Source organism: Mariprofundus sp. KV, from assembly GCF_013387475.1.
In the GTDB taxonomy this organism is placed as follows: domain Bacteria; phylum Pseudomonadota; class Zetaproteobacteria; order Mariprofundales; family Mariprofundaceae; genus Mariprofundus.
In genome coordinates this window covers 241,404-255,244 of sequence record NZ_VWNB01000001.1, presented here as the reverse complement: position 1 = coordinate 255,244, position 13,841 = coordinate 241,404, and the positions used below count along the sequence as shown (strand labels likewise).

The window sequence follows — 13,841 nt, the reverse complement described above, 5'->3', positions numbered from 1 at the left end:
TGCTCCTCTTCGCCTACCTGAAGACAGTAATGGCATTGGGTTTGATCTTTTCCAGCCCGTCAAAAACCATCATGCCGAGAAAGTTGGGTGTCTGCTGCCCCTCCTCTCCCGCACGCATCCAGCGGGAGATATCCTCAAGCAGTAGTAGCAGTGTCTGATCCATGCCGAGCCGGAAGCTGTATTGAGGCCAGGCTGCGGCAACAGATGCAACCTCAATGCCCAGCTTATCGGCCACAATGGCCTGTGCCTGTTTGGGCTGCTGCTGAACAAACTGTTCGGCCATCTGCAGTGCACGCACGAATTTTTCAACGATTTGTGGCTGCTGCTGTTGCAGCTCAGGCCTTACAACCACAATATCGAACTGTTTGTAGATGCCCGGCGCAGCAAAGATAAGATGATTGTTTGGCAGTCGCTGGGCGGCCTGACTGATGTAGGGTTCGCGCATCGAGAAGGCATCGATTGTGCCCCACTCCAGTGCAGGAGGAAGCGCTTCGGCTTTGGCAAAGGAGAGTTGGATGTCGGATTCGGAGAGGTTCTGCTCAAGCAGGAAGAGATGCAGGAAGTAGTGCACCGCCGAATCTTTCTGGGTGGCAATGCGCTTGCCAGCGATATCCGCTGCATTTTCGATGCCTGCATCCTTGCGCGCAATCAGGCGGTTGACGTTACTGGCGCTGAAGGTGGAGGCGACGATATTGAACTTCTCGCCACGCAAGGCGGCAGCGGCAATCGGTACCTCGGTTGCAAGAGCGATATCCACCTTGCCCGGCAGCAGCCCTTCGAGCAGGGCACGTTTGCCGCTGGGGTAGCTGCTTAGCTCAACATCCAACCCGCTCTGTTTGAAATAACCCTTTTCTGTAGCCACAAGAACCAGAGAGCTGGAGGGTTGCAGTGGCAGGCCCAGTCGCAGCTTGTCGATGCTTAATGGTTCGGTTTTTTCTGTGCACCCCTGCAGCAGCAGTGGCATGCAGGCCAGCAGCAGAAGCAGGCTCAGCCAGTGATAGTTTATGGTTTCACTTCTCCTGTAGCGCATCCCATACCTCCTTGTAAGGCAACGGCTCACCGAGCTTCCGGCTCAAGCGGTTCACCTCCTGCTTGACCTCGATCACCCGCATTTCGCGTTCAGCCATCAGTTCATTGAATGACTCCAGCCGCTTGTTGGTTTCGTTCAACTTGCCGGTTCGTTCGGCCACCTTCTGCTCCAGTTCGGCATTAAAGCGTTTGATCTCAGCTTCAGCCTCTTTGAGTTCGGTGATGTCGTGCACTGTTCCAACGGAGTAGAGCGCAATCCCTTCCTTATCAAAATTCGTCTCACACTGCTCCTGCACATATTTCACACGGCCATCTGGCATGAGCAGCCGATGCACGGTTTCGTAAGGCTTGCGATTCTGTAGTGACTGATTATAGGCCTTATTGACCATCTCCCGATCATCCGGGTGTATTGCATTGAGAAAGGCCTCATAGGTGGCTTCAAATTGTTGCGGATCAATTTCAAAAATCCGATAAATCTCATCCGACCACTCCAGCTTATTGGACAGTAGATCCAAGCGCCAGTTGCCCAGATGGCCCATGCGCTGTGCATCTGAAAGATTTCGTTCATTGATGGCCAGCGCCTCTTCCGCACGTTTCTTCTCGGCGATATCCCAGGCCAGATCGGCCAGAAAGGTGACTGTTTTCACATCCTCATCGTTGTAATCGCTCTGTTTGTTGCCGGTGCCAAGGATCGCCACGATCTGCTCACCCCGCTGTACAGGTACAACCAGCTCCCTGTTCACTTCGGCATGTCCTTCGGGCATGCCATGTTTATCGGGCAGTGATGCATAATCGTTGTGAATCAATGGCTCCATGTTGCGCAGCGCATCAGCCCAGACGCCGGCATCCGCTACCGGATAGTGCGCTCCTTTTCCCTCTGCCTTGCAGAATTCAGCTTTGGTTCGGGTTGACCAGTTCTGCAGCCAGAGAGTCTCCTGATCCTCTTCGACAAAGTGGAAGAAGCCGATGCAGCTACCGGTCAGCCGTTCCACTTCATTGAGTGTCTCTTCCAGCAGCTCATCCATGCTGTGATCCTGGGCGAATTGAAACAGATGCAGCCGGGCCTGTTCGACACGTTCGATATTTTTACGTTCTGTGATGTCTCGCGCAGAGGCATAAATGCTTGAACCTACAGGATATGAACGCCACTCAAGCCAGCGGTAGCTGCCATCTTTATGACGGTATCTGTTGGAAAAACTCAACACTGGGTTTTGATCAGAGAGCCTGGAGATAGCCTTTAGTGTCCCTTCCAGATCATCGGGATGAATCAGATCAAGAAACTTACGACCCACCAACTCATCCAGAGGATAACCTAGTGTATTCTCCCATTCAGGGTTGAGCTTGCGGAAATGACCATCTGTATCGGCAATGCAAAGCAGGTCCAGTGCCGAGGTGAAAAAGAGATCGAGCTCCTCTTTATTTTTCGAAAGCTCGGCTGTGCGCTCGGCCACAGCCGCTTCCAGTCCGGATTTGGCCTCTACCAGCTCCCTCTCTTTCTCTTTGCGCGTGAGCACCTCTCCTTCAAGGGTGAGGTTGGCTTTGCGCAGGGCGGATTCACTAAGAATCTCGTTCTTCAGGATAAGGGCGGCAAAGTTGAAGAAGGCGGGCAGATGTTCGTGCAGTTCACGCATGTTGATATGCAGGTTTTCCATCTTCAGTACGCCAATGACTTCACTGGCGGCTTTGAGTGGGAATATCCAGGTGTAGGAGTGGGTAAACTCGGGCGTATTCAGCAGCGTCTCTTCAAAGCTCCCCTCGATCTCCTCTGTCTGGCCGCTCTGATAGGCGCGCATGACAGCCTCATCATCAATCTGCGCCAGCTCTCTCTCTTCGCCGAGCACATCCGCATAGTAATATTTTCCGCCCATCTGGTAGTAGAGCTTGAGGTTACTGCCGCCGAGAATATCAACGGTGTTCATCAACAGGTTGTTGACCACGTTGCCCAGCCCACGGTTCTCGCTGATGCGGGTGATCATCTGCATAACCAGCTGATAGTAGGATTTCTCCATGGCCAGCTTCTTCATGCGCTGTTGCAGGCGGCTTAGCTCTTCATCCCTCTCTGGCGCTTGCTCAAGCTCGCTCATCAGTTAGCGACTCTTTAACTTCTTCTGCATGGTTTGATCGAGCGTTGATTCAAGATGCTCCAACCCTACATCCATCCACTGCAGGGGAAGTCCGACAATGGAGGCAACTTCCTGCGCCTCTTCACTGAAATCATCAGAGCAGGGAGTGCGGATGGCGAGGATATATTTGTGCGCCTCCTGAAATACCGAGCGGATCACCTCCGGGTTTTTACCGAACACCATCTCGGTGATCGGACTCCAGCGCTGGGCCCACTCCTCGAGCAGGAAAAAAGCGCCCCGCTCCAGTTCAAGATCAAACAGTTCGCGACCGAGCAGGATATCCACACAGTTCTGGCCGGGTGTACGGAGAGAATTGCCCTTTTCAATAATACGATCCATATCGGGGTGGCAGCAGCCGTAAAAGACGATGGTCTCACGATCAGCCCGTTTGGCCAGCGATCCGGTCAGCCCTTTCTCCAGCTTGCCGATATTGTTGTGCAGGGCGGAGCGCATGAAAGAGGTGTCCATCTGCCAGCTGTTTTTCTCGATCAGGTAGCGGATCTCCTTCTGCAGAATGCCGCATCCGATCAGCAGCAGTCTCTCAGGCTGTTCTGCGTTTTCAGTAACTGCCATATTCATAGGCTGCCTCCAGCATGGCTCTGATATTCTGTTTGGGAATATCATACGGCATCACCAGTGTGCCGAAGAGGAACTTGCCACCCGGCATGCCGGCCTCACACATGCGTTTGACCTCGGCACGGATCTCCTCGCGGCTCCAGCTCACCAGCTTGATGTCGTTGATCACACCGCAGGTGAGCGCACGACCGTTGATGATCTTTTTGGCTTCGGCAATATCATCCTTGGGGCTCAAGTAAAAGACACCGATACCGAGCTCTTTGATCATCATGTCGATCACGTTGTTGAAGGGAGAGCTGCCGCAGTAGTAGACAAGGCCACCGACACCTCCCGGTTCAATATCCATCTTCATCGATGGCAGCGTCAACTCCTTGATCAGCCGCATCGGCATGATGTCGGTTGAACCAAAGGGTTGAGAATAGACCAGTACATCCGCACCGGCTTTGCGGAAGGCATCAATCTCTTTCTGGAAAAACTCCGAGCATTTGGCAATCAACAGATCACGGATATCGGTTGGCCCCATAAGCAGCAGCTCCAGCCACTTGTCCATGCCCATCAGAATAGCAGGCAGGGTGATGCCTGAGGTGAGATAGGCGCAGATCGGCTGTTTACCACCTACCTCGCGCTTAAGGATATTCAGACATTTGAGATTCTCCTCAAAGGCGGGAAGTGCGGAGATATCGTCGGGAATCTCAAGGTTGACGATGTCGTCATAGTTTTTGATGACGTAATCCTCGACATTGGGTGGTCCGCCTTTGGAGAAGGTGATCTTCTCACAACCGAGCAGTTCAGCCTCTTTGCCGACATAGAAGAGACTCCATACGTTGTCGTAGCCATATTTCTCGCGCATCCTCAGCTGCGCTTCGGCGACATGTTCGCCATTTGCGTAATACTCCTGCAGTGATGCGATACCCAGCTCATCTGCACCCTGATCGAGCAGATTGCAGAAGACCGGAATACGGTCGGATTTTTCACCGTTGATGGCTGCAACCAGCCTCTCCATGCCGGTAATCATGAGCGGGACTCCAGAACAAATTTCTTGATCATTTCGCCTGCAGAGATGCCGTTATCAGCCCAGGCATCAGCACCAACAGTTTTGTAGAGATCGTTGTCCCAGCGGAAAGGAGCACCTCCGACAACAAGTTTGATTTTATCCTCAAGTCCGCGCTCTTTAAGGATTTCGCGCACCCGCAGGCAGCCGTTTTCACTGGTGGCGGTGTGCATCATCATCGAGGAGATGGCAATGACCGGGGCATTGATCTCAACGGCTTTATCAACAAAGGTTTCGGGTTTGACGTTTACCCCCAGATCCACCACATCGATCATCATCGAGCGCAGACAGCCGGATACGATGCGTTTGCCGAGTGTATGCATATCGCCAACCGAGGTGCCGATGACAATGGTGCCGAGTGATTCAGGAGGATTCTGGAAGCGCGAGATCATCTCCTCGGTCACTTCCGATGCGATCTGGGCAGCCATGAAATGCTGGGCAAGATTGGCGTCAAAATCCTTGCTGATCGACGCCATCATCGCTTCCATGGCGGGGATAATGACATCAAAGACGATCTGTTCGGGGGTTATGCCATCGGCAAGGGCGCGGTTAATCACCTCAAGGGCTTTGTCGCGATCCGTGTCATAGACCGCTTCGTTATAGTCCTGGATGATCTTATGTTGCATAAGCGCCCCCTGTTGCAGGTGTCAGGGAAGTTCTGCCTGCTCTTAGTTAGTATAGCATACAAGCAATATTAATGCCGTTATATCACAGGGGTTTAAGAAACAGTTTATCAACAAACAGCATATCAAATTCAGCTGCCAGTGACATATTGATCAGCCTGGCCTGTTGCCGCATGCATGCGAGCTCTCTCTTCTTCTCTGGCGCAAGCAGAAGCATCTCACAGCCGCAGAGGGCATGATCACTATGCAGCTCAATGATTTCAGCTTTAACATCGGGAATCAGCCCGATCATCGCCGCATTGCGGCAGTCCAGGCCGCTTCCGAAAGCACCGGTGATGCAGACCCTGTTCAGCATATTTGATTGCAATCCGGACTGTTCAAGAAGATAGGCTATGGCAGCACCCGTGGCCCCTTTGGCGCGCTGGAAGAGATCGATATCCCGGTTTCTGATACGAATCGAGCCGGATCGGTCCAGCGGCATACCCTCTTTGGCAAAGGCCTCTGCCAGACGGCCGACAATGTTGAGCTTGCCCTGCTTTAATAAGCAGGCAATCGCATCGACCAGACCGGAGCCACAGATGCCGATGGCAGCACCGCCACCAAGCACATCAAATTCAAACGCATCCTCGTCTTCACTGCCCGCGCTGATTTTATAAATCGCACCCTGCATCATCGGCATGCCACAGCTTAAACCACTGCCTTCAAAGGCCGGTCCGCCAGCGGCTGATGTGACCCAGAGCCTGCTGCCATCCCAGAGCGCCACCTCCGAGTTGGTACCAAAATCGATCAGAAGTGCTGCATCCTCAGATGCCATCAGATTGGTGGAGAGGATGCCTGCCAGCAGATCTGAGCCGACAAAACCGGCCAGTGGTTGTACCAGTTCAATCGTTGCATCCGCATCCGCGCCCCAGGCTTTTGCCCACGCTTGCGTATGGTCTGGTTCCGGCAGGCAGTCTACCGGTTTCTGCCAGTAATCGAGCTCCAGCAGGTGCTCATAATTTCTGCCGGCAAATAGCGCCAGCATGGCGGTATTGGCCACGATGGTGACTGCTTTGATTGCCGATGTGGGTAAATTGTGTCGCGAAGTGAGAATCTGAACGGCCTCTCCCACGGCATCTCTGGCCAGCTGTGAGAGCTGCTCCGCTTGCTCTGTTGAGCTTTTGGCTGCGGCAAGCCGACTAAGCACATCGGCACCGAATTTCGCTTGTGGATTAAGTTCTGTGATGCCATCAATCCGACTGTTGCTTTCGAGGTTCCAGAGCGTTGCCCGTATCTGTGTGGTACCAAGATCGATGGCCAGGCCGTAGTTCAGTCCATTGATCTGACCGTTGCTCTGACCATGCGCATCCGAAGCGGAGGGCTCTCCGGTGGATGCGCTGCTATCAAGCTCAGCCCAGGCTGTCGGATTGTCAGCCTTGTGAATGCTCAGACTGATATCAGCAAGTGGCTTTACCTGACAGGCCAGTCTGCCACCCTGTTTGATCTCCTCGGCAGTGAGTGTGCTCTGCTCAGAGAGGGAGAGTGGCGAGCAGGCACCGGATTCGATACGCACCATGCAGAGGCCGCATTTGCCCACACCACCACAATGGCTCGGCAGGGTGATGCCGTGTTGATCGAGCAGATCTTTAACAGATGCTGCGCCGGGCTCAAAAGAGATATCCAACTCGTCTTGATCGATGCTGATGTGTAGTTCAGGCATAACCGGTGACTCCTGAGGTTTAGCGGCGCATAGGGTAGTGTAAGCCCAAGCTCCTTTGGTTGTCGATAGATCTGATGCGGAAAGCAAAGCGATTGGCTTTTTAATGAGGAAGGCAGTATCGTGCGCCGGGATTTCTCATCTCTGGAAATGCGCGGTTAGCTCAGCTGGATAGAGTGTCGGCCTCCGAAGCCGAAGGTCACAGGTTCGACTCCTGTACCGCGCGCCATTTTCTTTAGTAAAGCCTCTCACATGCCAATTTTATCAAGATATTTTGCTATCTGTGAAATAGTTCACGCCTGTTTTTCCCCCTTTGATTATAGCATCCGCACCTGCATGGAAGGCTACGTATGAGCCCTCTTTGCGCATCTGATCATGCATTGGATGAGAGGAGGTTATATGCAGATGAATTTTAGCGTTAAGATCATGATCGTACTGACACTGATGGTGATAGCTTATCTCGCCATAGCCCCTACGTTGAACATGTGACAGCTGAGGCTTCAGCGCAGGCGATGAAAGATCACCTTTTTGCATTGAGTGCAGGGTTACTTCTGGTGACGTTTTCTGCTGGTTTTACCTACAACAGTTATGGGCCGACCTCACTGAATCACTGTGCGGATCTGCTTCAGCAGCAGCTCTCGCGTAGCGAACAGCGGCTGCATTACCCCGGTGCAAGCGTGAGCCAGACTGCCGATGATAAGGCATGGGCGCAGTGTGAGCCGATCATCAAAGCGGTGGCTGATCTGAAAATCAGCCATTGAGAGGCAGGTCGATCAGAGTCGCTGCCAGATCGCGAACATGGCGGCCTGGCCGCGATAATTTCCTGACCTGTCCAGCAGATTCCAGACCGTGGCATCCTCAATTTGAAAGCGGCTACCGCTTTTGGCAATACGCACGCCTGAGTAATCATCAATATAACCATTGTCAGTTACCCGTTTAAGCAGCGCATTGCGCTCCTCTTGCACCATTGCTTCTGCCGAAAATCGAGATGGCAGGCAGACAAACTCATCCCACCCCATCTCAAAGAGCTGCTGGGCAGTATGGTTGGCATAATTGATGATCGGATCCTCTTCGCTGCCGTGCGAGAGCAGGGCAAAGGGGGCGTAGTAGAGCCTGCGAGCTGCAATGATCGGATTGGTTTCATCATCCATCAGACCGCAGCCACTCCAGTGGGCCAGACTGTCACTGAGCAGTCGGATGTGATCGATCAGATAGTCGTTTGTGGCGGATGGCAATTCAGGAAGAGGCCTCATCTCAATCTTTCTCCCTGTTGCCCGACAGTAACCAGAAAAGCGTACCCACCATCAGATAACCGATCACAAAGGGCCAGCTGTTGGCAGGGCCGTAGCTGTTGAGTATGGCAAACTGGCCAACCTCATAACCGTGGATGATGCCAGTGCTGCTAAGCAGGGCGGCGGCAAAGGCCCAGTTGGCGGCGATCTTGTATCGGCCATCGAGAAGCGCAACGGTCATTGCAGCCAGCAGCATGGAGGTGAAGATGAAACCGCGCTCAAGCGCGATCATGCCCGCAATCGGAAACTGCATGGCAAGTGTCTCAATGCCGACCCCGCCAATCGAGGTTCCGGCGGCACGCAGCCCACTCTCCAGCATCAACAGACCCCATGCGGCGATAGCCGGAATCAGTCCGACAACCACGGCCGGGGCATGGTGGGAAGGTGTGTCTTTAAATGCCTGTGCCGCAATGATGATGCCGATCCAGAGCAGGATTGCTGCACCCGCCTCTATAGGAATCAGGGCACTGACAAAACCGACCAGCCCGAGTGTGCAGAGCAGGGTAATGACAACACCGTTGGCAATCGAATAACCTGCCCCTGCCCCCATATCCTTCCAGGCGGGATGGCCGATATAGATGGTGGTGGGGAAGCAGCTGCCGAAACAGGCGGCGACAATCGTGCCGATACCGTTGGCGGCCAGTGAAGGTTTTACCGCATAGCAATCACCTGCGGCCTCCGCACTCTCAAGGTTCTGCAGTGAGCCGATCAGATTGAACAGCCCCATCGGCAGAATCACTGCAATGAAACCGATCAGCTCAGGTGATGTGAAGGCTGAGAAAAGCTCGAGCAGTTGTGGGGTTGGCAGATGCAGTGAGATCGAGAAGGCGCCGGAGAGCGCTGCACCATCCATGCGACCCAGACTCCAGGCGAGAAGGGTGCCGACGATCATGGCGGCAAGGCCTGCCGGGATACCACGAGGCAGTGGCAAGCGACCGATATACTGCATAAAGATCAGCGCCAGCGGCGCAAAACCGATCAGCGGATCGGCAAAGATGCGGAAAGCAAAATCCATCGAGATAAAGGTGATGGCGATACCGGCCAGCGTGGCAAGCAGGGCTGCGCGCGGTGTCACCTTTTTAACGCGCGCTCCGATCCATGCACCGGCCAGCTCGATCAGGCCGGAGCCAAGGCAGGCGGCAAGGCCCATCTGCCAGGCCAGTTCAGGATCACCGGTGCTTTTCACCACCGGCAGCATGACAAACAGGACATAGGCAAACAGGGATACGGTATTCACACCATAGGGCAGCGCTGTGGCAGGCTGACCGGTTGCCAGACTCAGCTGTTTGGCCTGCCATGCATAATAGAGGTTGCCGATCAGCAGGCTGATTGCCACACCGGGCAGAATCTTTCCGAACAGTAGTTCTGGAGGGAAACCGAGCAGTTGCGTGCAGAGCACGGTGATCAGAATCAGTTGGATCAGGTTATCAACAAACAGACCGAAGAAACCATCAAGATCTCCGCGCCGCCACCAGCTGAAGCTGTTCATTTCAGCTGCCCGGCGGCGTGGCTTTCAAGGATTGTCATCAGAGGCGAGAGATATCCGCCAGATTGAGGAACAGTGTTCTCAAGCGGGAGAGCAGTGCCAGACGGTTGCCGCGCACCTTCTCATCCTCTGCCATCACCATCACATCATCGAAGAACTGATCTACCGGGCCTCGCAGTTTGGCCAGCTCAGCCAGTGCCGGAGAGATACTCGCTTCAAACGGGCCACTGCTTACTGCGCCACTGAAACCTGCTTCAGCTTCTAGCAGCGCATCAAAGAGAGCCTGTTCCGCAGCTTCAGAGAAGAGTGCTGTTTCAACGACGGAAGGAACGGATTTCGCTTTTTTGAGGATATTGGCAATACGCTTGTTGGCAGCGGCAATGGCCTGCCCCTCTTCCGAGCTTTCAAACCCCATCAGGTGACGGGCAATCAACGCTTCGCGGTAGAGCGGACGTGTTTCCGATGAGTTTACCGCTGCATCCATCGATGTTTTGGAGAAGCCGAGTGCATCACTCTGCCCCAGCAGGCGTTCAATAATAAAGGCGCGCACCTGCTGTTTGGTCTCATCCTGAATGGCAATGGTGACACGCTGCTGATTCCACTGTTTGGCGGCTTCGTTGATCACCTGATCCAGTGTCATCTCAACCGGCTGTGTGGTATCGGCAAGCAGTCTGATCAGGCCGATGGCAGCGCGGCGCAGGCCGAACGGATCGGCACTGGCAGTCGGGATACGACCGAGATGGAAGTAGCCGAGTAGCTTGTCGATGCGCTCAGCAATGGCGATCGCACGCGCTTCCGGAGAATCCGGCAGATCATCCTCGGCTCCTGCTGGCTGGTAGTGCTCAGCAATGGCCTGAGCTACAACCTCGGGCTCGCCATTCATGCGGGCATAGACGCCACCCATATAACCTTGCAGTTCAGGGAATTCATAGACCAGACCTGTGGTGAGGTCAGATTTACAGAGATAGGCGGCACGCTGTGCGGCATCAGCATCTGCACCAATAGCTTTGGCACTGTCGAGTACAAATGAGCGCATGCGGCGCACCTGATCGCCAACCATGCCAAGTCCCTCCTGGAAGGTGACACTGTTAAGTTTCTCAACACGGGCATCGAGTGTTTCAGATGGATCGCGATCAAAATAGAATGCTGCATCAGCCAGTCGGGCATTAACCACGCGGGCATTGCCTTCAGCTACCTTGCTGACATCTTTTGATTCAATATTGGCAACAGCAATAAATTTATTAGAGATGTTGCCTGCACTATCGTGGGTAACAAAACAGCGCTGATGTGCTTTGAGTGTAATGCGGATCGCCTCTTCAGGCAGGCGCAGATAATCACTGCCAAACTCTGCCAGCAGCGGCACTGGCCACTCGGTCAGGTCAGCCACCTCTTCTACCAGTTCATCATCAGCCACCACTTTCAGCCCTTCAGTCTGACAAAGGGTCTGCATGGCGTTGTTGATATGGTTGATGCGATCTTCACGCTTGGCCATCACTTTCTGCTCAGCCAGCCATGTGATCGGATCATTGAGATCCAGTTCACCAACCGAGCCGGAGATACGATGGCCACGGCTCTCGATGCCACTGCTTACGCCGGCATAGGAGAAGGGAATCACCGCATCACCAAGGCGCGCTACAATCCAGCGCACAGGGCGGATGAAGGCATCGTCACGCGTTTCGCCATCGTTCCATTTCATCTGTTTCGGGCTTGGCAGTTTGCGCAAGATATCAGGTAGCGCTTCTCCGAGGATGTCGGTCACATCACGGCCAGCCTTGTGAACAACCGCTTGCATGTAACGTGCTTTGCCATCGCCTTTATCTTCGAGCGAAAAGTCATCAATTGAGAGGCCAGATTTTTTAGCGAAACCTTCAGCTGCACGCGTTGGTTTGCCATCAGCATCAAAGGCTACCTTCTCAGGTGGGCCCCAGATGGTTTCATCACGATCAGGCTGTTTGGCCGGGCAGTCGTTGCTATGCACAAGGATACGGCGCGGTGTGCAGGCGTGTGTCCAGCTATCACTATTGAGTTCAATGCCGTTAGCCTTGAGTAGTCTGTCAACGGCCGTTACCAGATTGTTCTGCAGCTTTTCAGCCAGTCCAGCCGGGATCTCTTCAATGCCGATTTCAATCAGAAGTGGTTGTGTCTTCATGCGTCCACCTCCGCATAGGCACGGGCCACGGTTCTGGCGAGGCCTCGTACGCGTCCGATAAAGCGCTGGCGCTCAGCGACGGAGATTGCACCTCGCGCATCAAGCAGGTTAAACGCATGCGATGCTTTCATCACTTCCTCATAGGCTGGCAGAACCAATCCCTTTTCAGTCAGGCGTTTGCATTCGCCTTCGGCATGATCGAATTGTTTGTGCAACTGATCGGTATCGGCTTCATCGAAGTTGTAGGCAGAGAACTCCACTTCGTTGCGGTGGAATACCTCACCATAGGTGACCTTCTTGCCATCAGGGGTCTCCACCCAGACCAGATCATAGATGTTGTCCACGCCCTGCAGGTACATCGCCATGCGCTCAAGGCCGTAGGTGATTTCACCCGGTGTTTTGGTCAATTCAACACTGCCCACCTGCTGGAAATAGGTGAACTGCGTCACCTCCATGCCGTTGAGCCAGACTTCCCAGCCGAGTCCCCAGGCACCGAGAGTCGGGCTTTCCCAGTCATCTTCGACAAAACGGATATCATGCACTTCAGTATCGATGCCGATCTCATTGAGCGACTGCAGATAGAGATCGAGAATATTCTCCGGCGCAGGTTTTAAAATGACCTGAAACTGGTAGTAGTGCTGCAGTCGGTTGGGGTTTTCACCATAGCGGCCATCGGTAGGGCGACGGCACGGCTGCACATAAGCTGTGTTCCAGTCGTTATCGTCGAGCACACGCAGGAAAGTGGCGGGGTGAAAGGTGCCCGCGCCCATCGATGAGTCGTATGGTTGTTGAACCACGCAGCCTTGTCTGGCCCAAAACTGCTGTAAGGTGAGAATCAAATCCTGAAAAGTTAACACGCTGAGCTCCCTGATAAATTGGCGGCAAGCCTAGCTTCGCTTGCTGCCGCTTGCCAGAAGGCTGTTTTGTGGCGTTATCTGAAAATTTTCTTTTTCACGGCGTAATAGTTTTTGTACTGCAGCTTAAGCCCGGGGATTGGCCCTAGCTCCACCTCAATGTAGTCGAATTTCATGTCGGCGACCTCAATCTGTTTTTGCAGTTCACCGGCCTGGGAGAGGGCAATAATCAGTGCTTTGCCGATACTGTTGTCGCCAAGAGCTTGAAGTGTCTTCTCCATATCCAGTTTGATATCACCATCGTGATAGAAGTGGGGGATAAGTTTTGGCGGGATGCCGAGCTCTACCTCCATCTCAATGAGAATATAACCCGCCTTTTTCAGGTGTGGCAGGGCGTCGTTGAAATCTTTCATGAGTGTTTCGATGGAGAGGTCGGAGCTGAATACCTGCGCAACAGCAGCGGAGGCCGTGATTGAAAATTTCTCCGTAGCCAGATTGATATTGCCCTGTTTCAACTCATCGATCCAGGTGGGGCTGCCACTTTTGATGGTGGCCATCTCAATGGCGCGGATGGTTAGCCCTGCAGTGATAAAGATAAACAGCGCAATGGCAATCTGGCCCCAGAAGATAGCGCGACGTTTGCCTTTTTTATGGGGTCTCGGTTTTATCTGCCTCTGTTTGTTGTCGAGCCGACTTTCTGCTGCACGCTCATCGTGAGATTCATGCCCATGTTTGAGCTGCTGATGTCGCGCTCTGAGGCGATGGACAGCCTCACTCTCCTCATTACTGTGAATGTCGTAGTGATGCCCATGCAGAAGGGGGTGATTCTCGGCCTGTTTGTCATCGGTCTGTTTTGCGTGAGCCCCCTCACCTTCAGGTCTGTTATGCTCCTCAATCGCCATTGCAGCAATCTAAGGTAGCAGCCATAAAATAAAAGGGTCAACAAAACAAAGCGGCGATTC

At 53.6% G+C, this 13,841-nt stretch carries 12 protein-coding genes and 1 tRNA gene; 2 read left to right on the top strand and 11 right to left on the bottom strand.

All coding sequences use genetic code 11. The features are described 5' to 3' along the window. Positions 1-13: 13 nt before the first annotated feature. From F3F93_RS01415 to F3F93_RS01390, 6 genes are all read right to left on the bottom strand, one after another. A complete protein-coding gene (locus tag F3F93_RS01415) occupies positions 14-1,030 on the bottom strand; it encodes an ABC transporter substrate-binding protein (RefSeq protein ID WP_176957366.1) in 1,017 nt (338 codons plus the stop codon). Beyond that, on the bottom strand, positions 1,011-3,113 hold the full coding sequence (locus F3F93_RS01410; RefSeq protein ID WP_176957365.1) for a PAS domain-containing protein: 2,103 nt from the start codon (positions 3,111-3,113) through the stop codon (positions 1,011-1,013). Before F3F93_RS01410 ends, F3F93_RS01415 begins: the two co-directional genes overlap by 20 nt. A gap of 3 nt (positions 3,114-3,116) precedes the next feature. After that, on the bottom strand, positions 3,117-3,725 hold the full coding sequence (locus F3F93_RS01405) for a DUF1638 domain-containing protein (RefSeq protein ID WP_176957364.1): 609 nt from the start codon (positions 3,723-3,725) through the stop codon (positions 3,117-3,119). Continuing rightward, positions 3,712-4,743 (bottom strand): uroporphyrinogen decarboxylase family protein, encoded by a 1,032-nt coding sequence (locus F3F93_RS01400; protein ID WP_176957363.1) that lies wholly within the window; start codon positions 4,741-4,743, stop codon positions 3,712-3,714. The genes F3F93_RS01405 and F3F93_RS01400 overlap by 14 nt, the downstream gene beginning before the upstream one ends. Next, complete coding sequence (locus F3F93_RS01395; protein ID WP_176957362.1) at positions 4,740-5,405, bottom strand: cobalamin-dependent protein; 666 nt, start codon at positions 5,403-5,405, stop codon at positions 4,740-4,742. Before F3F93_RS01395 ends, F3F93_RS01400 begins: the two co-directional genes overlap by 4 nt. An 82-nt stretch (positions 5,406-5,487) precedes the next feature. Further along, positions 5,488-7,101 (bottom strand): ASKHA domain-containing protein, encoded by a 1,614-nt coding sequence (locus F3F93_RS01390; RefSeq protein WP_176957361.1) that lies wholly within the window; start codon positions 7,099-7,101, stop codon positions 5,488-5,490. Positions 7,102-7,250: 149 nt separating this feature from the next. Here F3F93_RS01390 and F3F93_RS01385 point away from each other — a divergent pair. Further along, positions 7,251-7,327, top strand: a tRNA-Arg gene (locus F3F93_RS01385). A gap of 256 nt (positions 7,328-7,583) precedes the next feature. After that, entirely contained in the window at positions 7,584-7,859 is a 276-nt protein-coding gene (locus tag F3F93_RS01380) for a hypothetical protein (RefSeq protein WP_176957360.1), read from the top strand. A gap of 12 nt (positions 7,860-7,871) precedes the next feature. Here the strand turns inward: F3F93_RS01380 and F3F93_RS01375 are convergent, their stop codons facing one another. From F3F93_RS01375 to F3F93_RS01355, 5 genes are all read right to left on the bottom strand, one after another. Further along, positions 7,872-8,351 (bottom strand): MEKHLA domain-containing protein, encoded by a 480-nt coding sequence (locus tag F3F93_RS01375; protein ID WP_176957359.1) that lies wholly within the window; start codon positions 8,349-8,351, stop codon positions 7,872-7,874. Between the two features lies 1 nt (position 8,352). Continuing rightward, entirely contained in the window at positions 8,353-9,879 is a 1,527-nt protein-coding gene (locus tag F3F93_RS01370) for an NCS2 family permease (protein ID WP_176957358.1), read from the bottom strand. A 37-nt stretch (positions 9,880-9,916) separates the two neighbouring features. Beyond that, a complete protein-coding gene (gene glyS / locus F3F93_RS01365) occupies positions 9,917-12,025 on the bottom strand; it encodes a glycine--tRNA ligase subunit beta (protein WP_176957357.1) in 2,109 nt (702 codons plus the stop codon). Further along, on the bottom strand, positions 12,022-12,882 hold the full coding sequence (locus tag F3F93_RS01360; protein ID WP_176957356.1) for a glycine--tRNA ligase subunit alpha: 861 nt from the start codon (positions 12,880-12,882) through the stop codon (positions 12,022-12,024). Before F3F93_RS01360 ends, glyS begins: the two co-directional genes overlap by 4 nt. Positions 12,883-12,956: 74 nt before the next feature. After that, positions 12,957-13,781, bottom strand: coding sequence for a hypothetical protein (locus F3F93_RS01355; protein WP_176957355.1), 825 nt, complete (start codon positions 13,779-13,781; stop codon positions 12,957-12,959). Between the last annotated feature and the right edge of the window lie 60 nt (positions 13,782-13,841).